General features: G+C 70.0%; 13 protein-coding genes. 4 read left to right on the plus strand and 9 right to left on the minus strand.

Annotated elements, in window-relative coordinates; translation table 11 throughout:
- Positions 1-36: 36 nt before the first annotated feature.
- The gene (locus A3862_RS06875; RefSeq protein ID WP_071000281.1) at positions 37-2,232 is read left to right on the plus strand and encodes a heavy metal translocating P-type ATPase; all 2,196 of its coding nucleotides are present in this window, start codon (positions 37-39) and stop codon (positions 2,230-2,232) included.
- A gap of 127 nt (positions 2,233-2,359) precedes the next feature.
- Here the strand turns inward: A3862_RS06875 and A3862_RS06880 are convergent, their stop codons facing one another.
- Complete coding sequence (locus A3862_RS06880) at positions 2,360-2,971, minus strand: SCO family protein (protein ID WP_024828449.1); 612 nt, start codon at positions 2,969-2,971, stop codon at positions 2,360-2,362.
- 558 nt (positions 2,972-3,529) lie between these two features.
- Between A3862_RS06880 and A3862_RS06885 the strand changes: the two genes are divergently transcribed.
- Complete coding sequence (locus A3862_RS06885; RefSeq protein ID WP_043075186.1) at positions 3,530-4,468, plus strand: NAD(P)/FAD-dependent oxidoreductase; 939 nt, start codon at positions 3,530-3,532, stop codon at positions 4,466-4,468.
- Between the two features lie 985 nt (positions 4,469-5,453).
- On the opposite strand, the gene A3862_RS06890 is transcribed toward A3862_RS06885, so the two are convergent.
- The 5 genes from A3862_RS06890 to A3862_RS06905 are packed head-to-tail and all read right to left on the minus strand — an operon-like array spanning position 5,454 to position 7,854.
- Positions 5,454-5,879, minus strand: a complete 426-nt coding sequence (locus A3862_RS06890) for an MgtC/SapB family protein (RefSeq protein ID WP_043075188.1) — start codon at positions 5,877-5,879, stop codon at positions 5,454-5,456.
- Between the two features lie 30 nt (positions 5,880-5,909).
- A complete protein-coding gene (locus A3862_RS31430) occupies positions 5,910-6,065 on the minus strand; it encodes a hypothetical protein (RefSeq protein WP_159392780.1) in 156 nt (51 codons plus the stop codon).
- 48 nt (positions 6,066-6,113) lie between these two features.
- Positions 6,114-6,497 carry a DF family (seleno)protein gene (locus A3862_RS06895; RefSeq protein ID WP_024828456.1) on the minus strand — a complete coding sequence of 128 codons (384 nt, stop codon included), beginning with the start codon at positions 6,495-6,497 and terminating at the stop codon, positions 6,114-6,116.
- Complete coding sequence (locus A3862_RS06900) at positions 6,494-7,489, minus strand: thioredoxin family protein (protein ID WP_052516998.1); 996 nt, start codon at positions 7,487-7,489, stop codon at positions 6,494-6,496. The genes A3862_RS06895 and A3862_RS06900 overlap by 4 nt, the downstream gene beginning before the upstream one ends.
- A complete protein-coding gene (locus A3862_RS06905) occupies positions 7,477-7,854 on the minus strand; it encodes a hypothetical protein (protein WP_124262951.1) in 378 nt (125 codons plus the stop codon). Before A3862_RS06905 ends, A3862_RS06900 begins: the two co-directional genes overlap by 13 nt.
- Before the next feature lie 220 nt (positions 7,855-8,074).
- Here A3862_RS06905 and A3862_RS06910 point away from each other — a divergent pair, with 220 nt between their 5' ends.
- Complete coding sequence (locus tag A3862_RS06910; protein WP_024828459.1) at positions 8,075-8,950, plus strand: LysR substrate-binding domain-containing protein; 876 nt, start codon at positions 8,075-8,077, stop codon at positions 8,948-8,950.
- A 956-nt stretch (positions 8,951-9,906) separates the two neighbouring features.
- Here the strand turns inward: A3862_RS06910 and A3862_RS06915 are convergent.
- Positions 9,907-10,593, minus strand: coding sequence for a transporter (locus A3862_RS06915; protein WP_071000280.1), 687 nt, complete (start codon positions 10,591-10,593; stop codon positions 9,907-9,909).
- A 7-nt stretch (positions 10,594-10,600) separates the two neighbouring features.
- Entirely contained in the window at positions 10,601-10,894 is a 294-nt protein-coding gene (locus A3862_RS06920) for a hypothetical protein (RefSeq protein ID WP_043075190.1), read from the minus strand.
- 1,726 nt (positions 10,895-12,620) lie between these two features.
- Between A3862_RS06920 and A3862_RS06930 the strand changes: the two genes are divergently transcribed.
- Positions 12,621-14,732, plus strand: a complete 2,112-nt coding sequence (locus A3862_RS06930; protein WP_071000279.1) for a carbohydrate porin — start codon at positions 12,621-12,623, stop codon at positions 14,730-14,732.
- Between the two features lie 99 nt (positions 14,733-14,831).
- On the opposite strand, the gene A3862_RS06935 is transcribed toward A3862_RS06930, so the two are convergent.
- The gene (locus tag A3862_RS06935) at positions 14,832-15,131 is read right to left on the minus strand and encodes a hypothetical protein (RefSeq protein WP_043075192.1); all 300 of its coding nucleotides are present in this window, start codon (positions 15,129-15,131) and stop codon (positions 14,832-14,834) included.
- Positions 15,132-15,150: the final 19 nt, after the last annotated feature.

The following is a 15,150-nucleotide window of genomic DNA, read 5'->3' on the forward strand; positions in this document are numbered from 1 at the left end:
GTACACGCCCTGGCGAGGCGACAAGGACCACGTTCCATGAATCCCACACTGGCTACCTCCCGCTACCGCATCGCCGGCATGGACTGCGCCGCCTGTGCGGCCAAGATCACGAACGCCGTGCGCCGCGTGCCCGGCGTCTCCGACGTGTCGGTGTCGGTCACAGCCGGGACGATGACCGTCGAGCATGAGGATGACCCGCATCTCGGAGTCGCCGTGGTCCGCCAGGTCAACGGCCTCGGCGGTTATCGCGCCGCGCCCCTGTCCCAGGCGACTCAGGCCGACGTCGATGGCACCGGCACCCATAGCCATGGCCCCGACAATGCGAACGGGCAGGCCCAGAGCCACGACCATGGGACGCCAGCGGCGGAACCGTGGTGGCAGGGTGCCAAGATCCGCTTGGCAGCCGCGAGCGGCTGCGCCTTTGCACTGGCCTGGCTCGCCGCCAAGGTCGTCCCGGCCTACGAGCCCTGGTTTTACGGCGCCGCCGTCCTCGTCGGGCTCGTCCCCATCGCCCGGCGCGCCTTCGCCGCAGCTCGGTTCGGCACGCCCTTCACCATCGAAAGCCTCATGACGATTGCGGCCGCGGGCGCCCTCGTCATCGGGGCCGCCGAGGAGGCCGCCGCGGTGGTGTTCCTGTTCCTGATCGGCGAGCTGCTGGAGGGCGTGGCGGCCGGCCGGGCCAGGGCCTCGATCCAGGGCCTCGCGGCGCTGGTTCCCAAGACCGCCCTGGTCGAGCGCGACGGCACCACGACCGAGGTGCCCGCCGAGCAGCTGACCGTCGGTTCGGTCATCCTGGTGCGGCCCGGTGACCGCATCGCCGCCGACGGCGAGGTGGCCGAGGGGACCGGCGCCGTCGACGAGGCGCCGGTCACCGGCGAGAGCACGCCCAAGCGCAAGGGGGTGGGCGATGCCGTCTTCGCCGGCACCGTCAACGCGGATGGGGTGCTGCGCGTGCGCGTGACGGCGGCGGCGGCCGACAACACCATCGCGCGGATCGTGCAGCTGGTGGAGGAAGCGCAGGAGGCCAAGGCTCCGACCGAACGTTTCATCGACCGCTTCTCCACCTATTACACACCCGCCGTCGTCGCGGTCGCGGCGCTCGTCGCGGTCGTGCCGCCGCTGGTGTTCGGCGGGGCCTGGGGCGAATGGATCTACAAGGGCTTGGCGATCCTGCTGATCGGCTGCCCCTGCGCGCTGGTCATCTCGACGCCGGCGGCCATCGCCGCTGCCCTCTCGGCCGGCGCCCGGCGCGGCTTGCTGATGAAGGGCGGCACGGTGCTGGAGGGGCTCGGCGCCATCAAGGCCGTGGCCTTCGACAAGACGGGCACCCTGACCGAGGGCAGGCCCAAGGTGACGGACATCGTGGCGATCGGGCGGTCCGAGGACCAGGTGCTGTCCCTCGCCGCGGCGCTGGAGACCGGATCGAGCCACCCGCTGGCGCTCGCCATCCTGGGGCGGGCCAAGGCCGCGGGCGTGCCGGTGCCCCCCGTGAGCGACGCTTCGGCCCTTGGCGGCAAGGGCATCCTCGGCCGGGTCGGCGGCAAGGCGGTGTTCCTCGGCTCGCCGGCCGCGGCGGCGGAACGCGTCACCGTGCCCGAGGAGCACCGAACGCGCATCGCGGCGCTCAACGGCGAGGGAAAGACCGTGTCCGTGCTGCTCGACGGCGACGCGCTCGCCGGCTTCGTCGCGATGCGCGACGAGCCGCGCGCCGACGCACGGGCCGGCATCGAGGCGCTCAGGGCCTCGGGCGTGGAGCCGGTGATGCTGACCGGCGACAACCGGCTGACCGCCGAGGCGATCGGGCGGGATCTGGGCCTCGCGGTGCGGGCCGAGCTGTTGCCGCAGGACAAGCAACGCATCGTCCGCGAGTTGCAGGCGGGCGGCCGGAAGGTCGCCAAGGTCGGGGACGGCATCAACGACGCGCCGGCCCTCGCCGCGGCCGACATCGGCATCGCGATGGGGGGTGGCACCGACGTGGCGCTTGAGACCGCGGACGCGGCGGTGCTGCACGGTCGGGTCACGGATGTGGCCACCATGATCGCGTTGTCGAAGCGGACCATGGGCAACATCCGTCAAAACATCGCGGTCGCGCTGGGGTTGAAGGCGGTATTCCTGGTGACGACCGTGATCGGCGCGACGGGGCTGTGGCCGGCGATCCTGGCCGACACCGGCGCCACCGTGCTCGTCACCATGAACGCGCTTCGGCTCCTAGCACCCATCCGGAGCGCCTGAGACGTGGCGGACCGTCCGCGCCGCTGACTTCCGGCAGTCAGCGTCCGTTGACGGCCGCCCCGTGCGGGTAGCGCCCCGCCTTGGACGAAGGACGTGGCGTCGGAGGGCGCTGCATCGGCCCTCCGCCTCAGCGAGCGATCAGCCGCCTCAGCTTCAGCAGGCGGGTTTCTCTCGGTTCGTGGGGGTCGAGCGCGTTCGCCATCCCGCCCCCAGGGCGCATCAGGTAGGTCGTAGCCGTGTGGTCCATCGTGTAACCGCCGCCCTCGATCGGGACTTTTCGGAAGTAGGCGTGGTAGGCCCTCGCGGCCGCCTCGACCTCCGCGATCGTCCCGGTGAGGCCGACGATGCGCGGGTCGAAGGCCCGGAGGTAGTCGGCGAGGATCTGCTTTGTGTCCCGTTCGGGATCGACCGTGACGAACAAGGCAGTGACCTTGTCCGCATCCGGGCCAAGCGCCGCCAAGAGCTCGGTCATCTCCAAGAGGGCGGTCGGGCACACCTCCGGGCAGTGGGTGAAGCCGAAGAAGACCGCGAGTGGCCTGCCTTCGAAGTCACCATCCGTCAGCACCTCGCCCTTGTGGCTTGTCAGACGGAAAGGGCCTCCGATTTGGGTTCGGTCCGGTGTCGACGCCATCCGCCGTGGCTTCGGCTCGAAGAGGCCGTTGCCGTAGAGGCCAAACGCGACCAGGGCCGCCAGGGAGAGCGTCCAGGGACCGGCCCGCACGATGCGAAGTCTCTTCATCGGAGTTTCCCATGATGCCCGCGCCCTTTTGACCGACCATGCTTCCGGCGGCGCGATGGAGGATCGCGCCGGGGAGGAGGCGACGAATGGGGCAGCGCGGGAGGTGATCTCCGCATCCCCAGGATCGAACAGAGTGGGAGCACGCGGCGATCCTGAAGCAGCATCGCACCGTGAGCGCGCCAGGGACGGGACATGGGACGCTGGAGTGATACTTGTCCTCGCGGGGAGCGGAACGGCAGCTGGCCTGCCTCGAACGATTTGTGTGAGGAGCTCTCGCATCGGAAGAGGCGATCGGCGTTTGCCGCAGAGATCGGCCGTAGCACCTGTCGGGCTATCCGATGCAGCCCGCTCCGGGCTGCTGGCCTCGATGGGTTCGGCAAACAGGGGCTCGATCTGCGCATTGGGCTATGTCCCGCCGAAGCTGAGACGCGCTACTTTGCTCCAGCCGAGGTGCGAGCCTCGGCCGCCCGACCCAAACCAAAACGTCTCCGGGAAACCTGGGCCGGTTCACGCAATCCGCGGGCGGCACTCGTCCGGAGCCATGAGGAGGCGATGGCAATGAGCGGCAGCGATGAGCGGCCGATAGACACGCTCGTGATCGGCGGTGGCCCTGCCGGGCTGACGGCAGCGATCTATCTCGCCCGCTACCACCGGACGGTTGCGGTCGTCGACGACGGCAACAGCCGGGCCAAATGGATCCCGCGCTCGCACAATCACGCCGGCTTTCCCGACGGCATCGGCGGGGAAGAACTCCTGGCGCGCATGTCGGCGCAGGCCGGACGCTACGGCTCTCGGTTCGTGAGGGGCCGCATCGACGTGATCGAGGGGCATCCCGGCCGCTTTCTCGCGCGGGGAGACGGCATCGCCCTGGTGGCACGCACCCTCATCCTCGCGACCGGAACCGTGAACCGGCGGCCAGACGTCGATCCGGACACGCACCGACGGGCCCTCGATCGCGGCCAGCTCCGGTACTGTCCGGTCTGCGACGGCTTCGAAGCAACGAGCCAGGCGATCGGCGTCATCGGCGCTGACGCGCGCGGCGTCGCGGAGGCCTTGTTCCTACGCACCTACTCCGCTGACGTCACGCTTCTCCCGACCGGCCCGATGGAGATCACGGCCGGCGACCGCTCGCTTCTCGAACGGGCCGGCGTCGCGATGGAGGCACGTCCGCTGGCGCGGCTTGTCTTCGACGACGACCGCGTCACCGCGCTTTTGGAAGGTGGCGGCGAGCGCCGCTTCGACACCGTCTACCCCGCGCTGGGATCGGACTCGAACGACGGCCTCGCGCACGCGCTCGGGCTGGAGATGGGAGACGGCTGCTGCATCGCGGTCGACCAGAAGCAGCGCACGAGCCGCGAGGGCATCTATGCCGCGGGCGACATCGTCTACGCTCTCGATCAGATCAGCGTCGCCATGGGCCACGCCGCGATTGCGGCGACGACCCTGCACAACGATCTGCGCGCGCAGGAAGGCCGTAGTCAGCCGGGCCTTCCCTGACAATGCTCATTGCCAACCTCTTCATGATGGCGGTTGAAGCGTCGGGCGCGCAGGTGCAGTGCTTCGGGATGACCGATGCTCGGCAGATCGGCTGGACGGCGGTCATAGCGGTTGTGAGGGGCTGAGCTGGTTGCGCCGCTGGGGGGGACAGCGCCCCTGCACACGGCGCGCTCGGGCGACGACCTCGACACGACCGTCGCTCCGGATGAGGCCTTCGATGGTGGAGCATGGCAGGGATGGGGACAGGATCATCTCACCTCGTGAAGCAGCCCGTGCCCCCCTCGCAGCAACCTTGCCACCCGAGAGGCGAGTGAACCACCGAGCCGCTACTGCTGGCGGATTACCCCGCGCCGGCCGTTGGCTGGGGCATCCGGCAGATCGCGCTGGAGGAATTGGCGGTCGCGAACATGGTGTGCCCGGCCTCCGGCGCCATGCCTGAGCCAGGCACGCACATGGCGCAGAAGGAATGGATGAACCGGTCCATCCAGGACGCGGGCTGGGGGACGTTGACCGGGATGGTCCGCTACAAGGCCGCGAGAGCCGGTGCCGCGCTGATCCTGGTCGATGCGTAGAGCACGCCCGCCGAGTGCGGGTGGTGCGGCGCGGCTCCGCCGGCGCCGCTGCCCGTGCGGGGCGGACGAGCACCGTGACGTCAATGCGGCCAGGGTGATCCTCGGCCGTGGTCGCGCGGCGAAGGCCGCTGGCGAAGGGGTCACCCCTCGGGGGCGCCGACGCGGGCCGTCGGGCCGTGCGTCGCCCCGGGATGCACGGCCCGGCGTGAACCGCGCCGGAGACCGGCGGGCGAGGTCATCGGCCTCAAATGACGACTGACCCGAAAAGACCCTCGTGCCCACCGAGATGCCGGAGCCGGCGGGCAGCGTCCGACTTCCGGATGGCGAGCTCCCCGATCCTGAGCACGCCGAGCCGGTCGGGCGCGTGGCGGGGCGGGCTGTGCGGGTCCGCCTCGCCGGCCCGCACCGGCGGCCTATCCCTTGAACGCTGTGTTGAGCTGTAGGGTCGCGAACGTCACGATCGATAGGATCGCGGCGATGTCGTAGAGCCCGTAGCCGACGGCTGCCCCGAGCGCACCCGTCGCCCACAGGCTCGCCGCAGTGGCGGTGCCGGAGGTTCCCCCGGCGCGCTTGAGGATCGCGCCGCCGCCGATGAAGCCGACGCCGGTGATGAGACCCTCGATGATCCGCGCCTGACCAGCCGAATCCTGGCCCAGCACTCGGATGGCGACGATCACGAAGCCGCAACTGGCGATCGCCACGAGCGGGAAGGTGCGCAGCCCTGCGCTCCGAGCCTCATGCTCGCGGTTCCAGCCGATAGGCAGGGCCAGGGCGTACGCGACCGCGAGGGCGATGAGGTGGGAGGCGACCTCCCAAAGGTCGAAGTTGCGTCCTGGCATTCGGTCCCCCTGCCCGACCGGGCGATCCGTCTACGACCTCAGGACGACGAGCGTCGCCTTCTCGATCCGCGCGAAGACGGCGATCACATACACGTACTTCGGGCAGGCCCCTACCGCGGAGCAAAGCCCCATGCGCTCGGCCATCGCGAACCCCGAGGCCCCCTTGCGGGCGGAGCTGGCAGTCACATCACGGCACCGCCCGATCCCAATGGGGGCGGCCGAGCGACCGTCCCGTTAGGTGGATGTTTCCGATGGCACTTCCGTATCGCCGGGCGCGGCATTCGGCTTCCCGGCCTCCCGCACGGACGACCGCAGCGCATCGCGAATGTCCTCGTCATCGGGGAGCGGATCGTAGCGACCGTTGCGGTGGCGGTAGAGGCGACAGGTCAAGGCGGCGGGCTCATCGCCGACCGGCGCGATGTCGCGGCCATCGACACGGATCGTGGGCGAGCCGACAAAGTTCTCGTCCCTCGCCTCCCGCAAGACCAAGATCTCGCGCAATTCGATGGCCTGTGGATCCAAGCCGAACTCCGGCAGGAGGCGGCGCAGCTGGGTCAAAGCCTCCGCGTGAGACGGGCAGTCCTCCCAGTAAAGCAGTGCGACATGCGGCGGGGTCATCGCTCGCTCCCGCCAGGACCGGACCCGAGGGTCCACTTCACGGTGCAACCGACGGGTTTGGTCTCAGGGACTGCCACATCCCTTCCGGCGAGCACGGCGTCCAGGGCGGCGCGCAGCCATCCGGCGTCGCGGGATGGGTCGCGGTGGTCCTCATCCGGCGCACCGTGATAGGCGACCCGTCCGTCGGCATCGAGCACGAACGCCTCTGGGGTATGGCGTACGCCCCATGCCCGAGCAACTTCCTGGCCGGCGTCCATCAGGTAGGGACTGGCCATTTCCCCGGCCGTCACCCGATGTCTGCAGGCATCCAGCGTGTCATGGGGGGAAACGATCGGGTCGTTCGCGTTGATCTGCAGGACGCGGACCAACAGATCATAATCACGCGCCACGTTTTGTATGCGCTCATGCCAGGCAAGTGCCCAGGGGCAGTGGTTGCAGGTCCAGACGATCAGGGTGGCCGGGACCCGCCCTCCGTGCAACGACGTCGACCGGTCGCTCGTATCGCGCAGCACGAACGGCGGGGCACGATCCCCCACGCGGAGGGCAGGCTTGAGATCAGCAGGCTCCTTGTGGTGCGGCGAAGGCTCCAGATGTTGGATGCGCCCGTCGTCTCCGAGAGTGAAGGCGACATCGAGCGCCGAGAGGCCGTTGGGACCAGTGCGCCCATCCGCCCCGCCGGTGAACCTCGCGCGAAGGGCCAGCCTCGTGGCGGTTGCGGCGGGCAACAGGCGCCATTCCAGCGCCTGCATCGCAGGTCCGGCCGGCATCCGCGCTTGGTGAGCCAAGACCGCATCGATGCCGACGACCGTCTGGCCGGCAAAGGTCAGTCTCACGTCGTCGCTCAGCGCGGAACGGCGGGCGGCATCGGCCGAGGGCCCGGTCTGCCCGAGGGCGTTCATCCATGCGGCGACGGCAGTCGGGAGCTTGTCAGGCAACACCATGGTTCGAATCTCCTCGTGGGACACGTCGCTGGTCTGGGTCAGCCGCCCCATCGCTCGGAGCCGTCCCGGTCGTTGCGCCAAGGGGCGTCACGACCGACGCGACACAGGGTGATGGCGAACAGTTGGACCGACGATCCATCGAGCGAGTAGACGCTGTCCTTGCAGGCAAAGTCGGCGCTTCCGGTCTCGCGCTGCACCAAGACTTGCCCCGTGACGGGACTGGTCCAAGGCAGAAGGGGCTTGGCCGTCCAAGCGGCCGTGGCTCCGGGCGGGAGATCGGCGACTGCGCTGCTGATGGCGGCCATCTCTCCGGCGTGTATCAGGCGCTGCCAAAGTCGGCCCGCGGCACCGACGACGGGTAACGGCACCAGCAGCACCGCCGGGATCAAAAAACGGAAACGTCCTTGCGGCAACACGACCCTTAACCTAGCGAATGAACGTTGCCTCGATGCGACGCGGCCCCGGTACCGCCGATCCCGCGGTCCAACTCGCGCCGCACGAGTCGGCTGACCTCCGCGCGAGACGCTCCCTTGGCCCGGTGCGGGGAACGATCCGATGCCTGCGGCACACCCGACGGCATACCGGCGTCCCTGCGCGACCGCCAATCGTCATTGATGCAGGCTGTGATCAGGATCGATGATCAACCTTGAGCTTCGGCACCTACGATCGTTCGTCTGTCTCGCCGAGGAACTACACTTCGCGCGAGCCGCCGCACGCCTCAACATCGTGCAGCCGGCGCTCAGCGCGCAGATCCGCGGCATGGAGGGCATGCTCGGCGTTGAGTTGTTCGATAGAGGCCGACACAAGGTGGCGTTGACCGAACCAGGGCGCCTCTTGCTGGCCGAGGCCCGCGCAACCCTGGCGCAGGCCCAACACAGTATCGAGGTCGTTCAGCGCGCCGGGCGCGGGGAGGCCGGCCACCTACGGATCGGCTACACCGGCGCCGCTGCGTACTCGGGACTGATGTCGCGCCTGGTCCGCGATTTCCGCCGACGCGCGCCCGCCGTCACCTTCGGCTTCGAGGAGCTGTATCCGACGCTGCAACGCGATGCGCTCCTGGCAAGCCGCATCGACATGGGACTGATGGTGTTCCTGCCCTCGTTCCGCGACGAGCGGCTGGCCCATCGCGTGATCGAGCATTGGTCGCTGGTGGTTGCGCTGCCTGCCACCCATCCGCTCGTGTCCTGCGATCGGATCCGCCCCGATCAACTTCAAGGAGATGCGTTCGTCGTCTACGCGGCGCACGGCGGGGAACTCGGCGGGGAAGTTTTGGACCGGATCGGTGTGGTGCCGACCGCCGTCCATAGAGCCGCAACCGTGACCTCGCTCCTTGCCCTCGTTGCAGCCGGGCTTGGCCTTGCCGTCGTTCCCTCGGGTTTGGCAATCAGCACGACCGCCGACGTTGTTTTCCGATCCCTCGACTTATCGATTCCACCGCTGGAGGTTTCAGTCGTCTATGACGCGACGACCATGGTCCCGGCCCTGATGAATTTCATCAATGCATTCACATGACGGTCGCTGGCGAACGTTTCCGGCACAAAGACGCTCACTTCGCCATGTCAGCGAGATTCCTCGCAGGGATTGTATGTCGGAAGCGGGAAGATCGATTGGGTCGGTTGTCGTGATGAAAGCCGATCGCGGCCGCGATCGGCGACAGGTGGCATCAGCCCTCGACCTCGGCCATTAGCCCTTCAACCGATCCGGCGGCGCTCGGCCGCGGCATCGGGATGATCGTGGCGACTTTTCTCGGGTTCGGGGCGGTCGCTGCGAGACGGAACTCGTATCGCGGTCGGTTCGGTCCTCGCAACCGCAGGCAATCCAAGCTTCACGCAGCAAGCCCTGCCGGCCTCGTCGTGGGCGACATTCCGACGGACACGTCCGCGTCCCACAAGCCAAGCCGGCGCGTCGTCGGCATCGTTCTCGGCCCTGACCCCGGTGGACGTATCTTACGAGTACCGTCGCTCACGGTACAGGGTGCATCGTTTCGAGTCCTGTCTCAGTTTGAACCAGCCCGCGGGCCGGCGCTCCTGCGATTCCGTCCCACTTCCCGGACGCGCATGCGCGGCGGGGTCTGCGGCCCAGGCGACACCACGGACTGGTGGCCGGGGCCCGGCCGGGCGGATCCTCGCCCGCGAGCATGAGGCCGCGGGCGGGATCGGCGCCCCCTCGCAGTTCGGTTTCCCGGTCCCCGCTGGCCATCCGCGACGATTTGCCGATGAGTTGGCGTCGGGGGAGCCCAACGCAGGAGGTGACCTGTCGCCGCTCGCGGAACCTTTGTCGTCCCCCCGGAACGGGTGGGCGTCGGCCCCGGGGCAGACATGGCTCGCCCTTCAGAGATCTGCTGGCGGATCCCGGTCGGCGTCAGGCGCCCCCCTGATCGCGGAGATCGGAACCCATGCGGCGCCCGGGAACGGGCCGCACGACGGGTGACGGGCGGCCGGCAGCGGGCGAGCCTCGCCCGCGGGGCCTCATCCCACCAGCTCGTCGAGAAGAAGCAGCAGCAGGAAGCCGACGAAGAACATGGCGGTCACCCAGGGACGGTCCTCGGACTCGTGCGCCTCGACCAGCAGTTCCTCGGTGACGAGGTAAAGCAGCGCGATCAAGCCGAAGGCCAGGAAGCCGCCTTGGACGGGGGCGGGCATGGAGCCCACGGGACCGCCGAGCAGGGCGCCGAGCGGCAGCAGCAGGACGAGACCCGCCGTCGCGCCGACCACCTTCCACTTCGATGCGCCGCCCTCGCCGAGCTCGCTGGCCACCGTGAGGCCCAGGAACAGCACCTCGACGGTGAGAGCCACGGTGAGCAGGAAGCCGGCCCTCGCGGCGGATGCGAAGGCGATGCCCAGCACGAGGCCGTCCACCAGGATGTCGATGCCGGTCACGGTCAGCAGCCCCACCGGCCCGGCCGCCCGCCGCTCCAGCATGCGGACCCCGAGCATCGCCGCCACGCCGACGGCGCCCCCGACCAGCGTGGCCCAAGGGGAGCCGACATGCTTCAGGTCTGGCAGGATCTCGCCGGCGGCAGCGGCGAACACCACCCCCGCCGCGAGATGCTGGATGGCGCTGACGAAGACGGCCCCCGGCCGCAGGTTGGCCGCGATCGCGGCCCCGAGGATGGCCGCCGCGGCCGGGATCAGCGTGTAGATCCAGGCTTGCATCGTGGCCTCACGCGGCGCCGTTCGGGCGGGCGGCGACGGGCCCGTCGTTGCACCCGAAGCGCTGCCCCTCGCCCCCGCGGAACTTCCGCCGGGCCTGCCGCGGGACCTGTGCGGACGTGGCCGGCGAGATGCCGGCCCTCGTCCTGGCGACCGCGAGGCCGGTCCACGCGCTCGACGGGTCGCGGAGGCAGTGCGCCGCGGCCGCGGCGTCCCCATCGTGCCGGAACGGCCCGGCAGCAGGCGCGCCCGTTGGCCCGCAGGCACGGCCGATCGGGTCCGCGTCGCGGCAGAGGCTGGCCATGTCACGCTCCCTTCCGAGGTCGAGCCGCGAGCCCTAGATCATCCAATGGCCGGTGGGGCAAGCCTCCCGGGCCGTGCGGGAAGCGAAATGAATCGAGCGACCCCGGCGCCATCGCGCCGGGGTCGCTCGGTCTTCCACGTCGCATCCTTCCCGGCCTCGCCCCACCTCGTCGCGTGCCCGATGCGCGATCGCCGCCGCGACGGAGATTCCCGGCGCGGCCTGGCTTGAGCCGGGGATCGATCCCGCGCCGACGCCGATGCCGTTCGTCACCTTCCTGCGGGTGCCGCTGCGAGAACCCGGCCGCGTCTTCGACCTGGCCCGCATCCGCGGGGCCCTGCTGGCCGCCGCCTCCTCGTCGGTGCCGCTGTCGGGCACGGCCCCCGATCTGGTATCTGCCAGCCGACCCGATGCTGCCCGCCGGCCTTCCGATCTACCGGTTCCGGGATTTGGCGACGGTCTACGGCACTGCCTGCCAGGAGCCGATCCAGGGGAGTTCGGCGACGGCATCATGTCGGCGATCGGCTCTGGACATGGACGTGGCTCAGAAGGCCAAGAACGAGCGCGACCGCGTGCGGCCCAGGATGTCGGGGAAGCTCCCGCTATACAAGCGTCACGGCGACGACGACACCTCGAATGCGGTTTCAAGGAGGACCAGGGACGCGGGTCCGGCCGGCGGCTGGCGAGCCGTCGCGCCGGTCATATCGAGGCGGCGGGCCCACTCCGTCCCACCAGGCATCCCGGTCGGGATATGCGTCATGACGGTCGAAATCGACAAGGACCCGTCGGCCGCCCCACGAACCCGCCGAGGCATGGAAGTGAATGAGGTGCGTCGGTTCGGCGGGGCGACACTCGACATCTTAGCCGAGACTAACAATCACAGTCCGGCCCAAGAAAATGCGGCCTAACTTGCTCATCCGTCAATCGGATTCATGATTTTTGGGCTTGACCGCCTCGGCCCTTCGTTTACTGGAATGCCGTCGCCGGCGCGCCTGTGCCGCCCGCGTCGCACACCGGAACCCTCTCCACCCCATGCCCAGCGACAGTCACAGTCGATCGACTGTGCCGCGCGCCGGCTAGGTCGCACGGACTCGCCCTGGAAGGGTGAACCCGGGACCTGGCCGCACGCGCGGCCCGTCCCAGGAGACCCTCATGTCCATCGTCCATCTCGCGTGGGCCGCGTCCGCGCCCGCCATTCCCCCTCGCGAAGGAACGGCGCCTCCTCGTCTTTCGGCCCACTGGTCGCTGAATCCCGCCACGGGTCGCCTGGAGTGTGCCTGGGTTCGGGCGCCGGGCCCACTGCAGGCGGCCGCGGTTGCCCAGGATCGCCCTGGACGTCTTGCGTTGCCGGAAGCGGCGTGAGACGGGGGCCCGCAAAGCTGCCCTCCCCCGACCCGCGCGGACAGGCGAGGCGTCCTTCGTTGGCGGATCTGCGCCGCGACGTCAGCCGGCCCGCGCGCGGCGGCCGCGGGCGCAAGACATCCGTACGACGCCAGTGACCGAATCGAGGCTGCGGTGGATTCCGGGGTTGCCCGCCAGCCCATCGCCGTCCACGACGGGCCGGAGGGGCGCCATGGCGCGATCGGGATCCGGCCGTCATCGAGATGTCTTGCGGGTTTGTGACTGACGCCCATGCCTTCGGGGCGACGTTCGCGGGCCTCGCCCCGTCGGAGCGAAAGCCGCCAATCAGACGATTCATCGCCGGCGTGCGACGTTCGGAAGTTTAGCCATGCGTACCCTAGTCAGGCTTGCGATCGCCGCTCCATGGTGCGTCCCGTTGATCCCGGAGGCGGGAGCCGCGGACCTGGGGATCCCCGCGCCGTCCGCGGCCAGCTTCGTCGATTGGTCGGGGCCGTACCTGGCCGGGCAGGCCAGCGGGGGCGCGTCGTACGGGGGCTTCGACCTCGGCGCGCCGCGCGTCGGGGGCCGGACCCTCCCCGATTTCCGGACAGGCGACGGGGCCGGGCGCAACGACGCCGGCCGGCGGGCGACCTCCGCGGTCGGCGGCCTCGCCCTCGGCTGGGACTGGCAGGCCGGGCAAACGGTGATCGGGCTGGAGGCGGACCTCTCGGCGGCATCGCTCAAGCGGCCGGTCCTCGGCACGACCCCCGGCTTCGGCTACGAGCGCCGCGACGGGCTGGACGGGCTCGACATCGTGCGGGCCAAGACCGGCGCGTACGGCACGCTCCGCGCGCGGCTGGGCTACAGCTTCGACCGCTACCTCGTGTACGGGAGCTTCGGCCTGGCGGCCGCCGACAGCCACGTGCTGTCGACGTTCCCGGGGCAGGACGGGACCGCCCCCGACCGCGGCCGGCGCGAGTTCGGGTCGGTCGGGTTCACGTTGGGCGCGGGCATCCAGTTCGCCATCCTCCCGAACTTCGCGCTCGGCATCGACTACCGCTACCTGGACCTCGGGCGGACCGACCGCCTCGGGCTCGGCTTCGTGCCCGGCGCCGACGGGGGCCCCTTCTCCGCGCGCGTCGGCGCCGCCTCGAACCAGGTGTTGGCCCGCCTTTACTGGTTCCCGGGGGGCCTCGCCCTGCCGCCCGAACCCGACGACGCGGCGCCGCACGATCCGGACACAGGCAATTCCGACCGCATCTCGGTGCACGGGCAGACGACCCTCGTCGCGCAGGGCGTGCCAAACTTCCGTTCGCCCTACGTCGGCCCTCAGAGCCTGGTCCCGAGCCAGACCCAGCAGACCACGACCGCGACCGTGTTCCTCGGCCTGAGGCTGACCGACAGCACCGAGCTCTACTACAACCCGGAGTTCAGCCAGGGCTTCGGCCTCAGCCGGACCACTGGCGTCGCCGGCTTCCTGAACGGCGAGGCGCAGAAGGCCGGCGCCGCGGCGCCCCGGCTGCGGTCGAACCGCTACTACGTGCGCCAGACCTTCGGGCTCGGCGGCGAGACCGAGACCGTGCCCGACGGGCCCAACCAGTTGGCCGGGACGCGCGACGTCGAGCGGGTCACGGTGGTGGCCGGCAAGTTCGCGCTCGGCGACTTCTTCGACGGCAACGCCTACGCGCACGACCCGCGCGTCGACTTCTTCAACTGGTCGCTGTGGGCCTCCGGCGCCTACGACTTCCCGGCCAACCTGCCAGGCTACACGCAGGGCGTCATGGTCGAGTACAACCGGAGCGCGTTCGCCGTCCGCGGTGCCTACACGCAGGTCCCGAAGGAGCCGTCCAGCGACGTCCTGGACCCGAGGGTCCTCCGGCGCGGCGGGGCCACGCTGGAGTTCGAGGAGCGCCATACCCTTCCGCTCCTCCACCAGCCGGGCAAGCTGCGCGTCGGCCTGTTCAGCAACGAGGGCGTGACCGCGAACTATCGCGACGTCGTCGCCCTCACGCAGGCGGGCGCGTTCGCCGACGCCAACGAAGCCGCGGCCGCAACGCGCCGCCCGAGGCGCAAGAGCGGCTTCTACGTCAACCTGGAGCAGGCCCTGACGGCCGACCTCGGCTCGTTCCTCCGGTTCAGCGACGGCGACGGCCGGACGGAGAACCTGTCGTTCGCCGACATCGACCGCTCGCTCTCGGGCGGCCTCTCGCTGAAGGGGGCCGGCTGGGGAAGAGCGCAGGACACCGTCGGCGTCGGGGCCGTGATGAACGCCCTGTCGCCCTCGCACCGGGCATACCTCGCGGCGGGCGGCCTCGGCCTGGTCGTCGGCGACGGGCGGCTTCGGTACGCCGCCGAGCGCGCGTTCGAGGCGTACTACGCCGTCGGCGTCAGCAGGGCCGTGACGGTGACGTTCGACTACCAGCACGTCGACAGCCCGGGATACAACCGCGACCGGGGGCCAGTGGACGCCTTCGCCACGCGCCTGCACGTCGACTTCTGACGGCATCGAGACCAGGGAGACGAGCCGACGGGCTCGACGGCAAGCCGTCGTGGCGGATGCGGCAGCGCCGGATCGGACCTGACGCCAGGGCCGTCTGGGTCAGCGCAGTCGCAGGTGGGATCCCGCGAAGGGCGGGAGTGCGATCCATGCGTCGGTTTCGGTCTGGCCCGATGCTGCATAAGCCTCGGACAGCCTCTCGAAGGCGATCTCGTCCCACGCATAGCAGTCGACTGGCCGAAATCCGATCGGTTGGCTGCGGCCGGTCCTGATCGCGTCGAGAAATCGGGGATTGGCGACGTACAAGACGTCCGGCCCCGTCGCGAGGATGACGCGTTTCAGGGGCTCCCCGTCGTAGGCTCGTACCAGGGCGAGATGCGCGTGATCCATCGAGGCCTCCATGGCCTGTTCGTGCCACCGA

The sequence above is a fragment of the Methylobacterium sp. XJLW genome, from assembly GCF_003254375.1.
Taxonomy (GTDB): domain Bacteria; phylum Pseudomonadota; class Alphaproteobacteria; order Rhizobiales; family Beijerinckiaceae; genus Methylobacterium; species Methylobacterium fujisawaense.

Coding starts and splice junctions, on each gene's coding strand:
- A3862_RS06885 (WP_043075186.1), top strand. CDS start 3,530: ATGAGCGGCAGCGATGAGCGGCCGATAGACACGCTCGTGATCGGCGGT.
- A3862_RS06935 (WP_043075192.1), bottom strand. CDS start 15,131: ATGGAGGCCTCGATGGATCACGCGCATCTCGCCCTGGTACGAGCCTAC.
- A3862_RS06915 (WP_071000280.1), bottom strand. CDS start 10,593: ATGCAAGCCTGGATCTACACGCTGATCCCGGCCGCGGCGGCCATCCTC.
- A3862_RS06910 (WP_024828459.1), top strand. CDS start 8,075: ATGATCAACCTTGAGCTTCGGCACCTACGATCGTTCGTCTGTCTCGCC.
- A3862_RS06880 (WP_024828449.1), bottom strand. CDS start 2,971: ATGAAGAGACTTCGCATCGTGCGGGCCGGTCCCTGGACGCTCTCCCTG.
- A3862_RS06895 (WP_024828456.1), bottom strand. CDS start 6,497: ATGACCCCGCCGCATGTCGCACTGCTTTACTGGGAGGACTGCCCGTCT.
- A3862_RS06875 (WP_071000281.1), top strand. CDS start 37: ATGAATCCCACACTGGCTACCTCCCGCTACCGCATCGCCGGCATGGAC.
- A3862_RS06890 (WP_043075188.1), bottom strand. CDS start 5,879: ATGCCAGGACGCAACTTCGACCTTTGGGAGGTCGCCTCCCACCTCATC.
- A3862_RS06930 (WP_071000279.1), top strand. CDS start 12,621: ATGCGTACCCTAGTCAGGCTTGCGATCGCCGCTCCATGGTGCGTCCCG.
- A3862_RS06920 (WP_043075190.1), bottom strand. CDS start 10,894: ATGGCCAGCCTCTGCCGCGACGCGGACCCGATCGGCCGTGCCTGCGGG.
- A3862_RS06900 (WP_052516998.1), bottom strand. CDS start 7,489: ATGGGGCGGCTGACCCAGACCAGCGACGTGTCCCACGAGGAGATTCGA.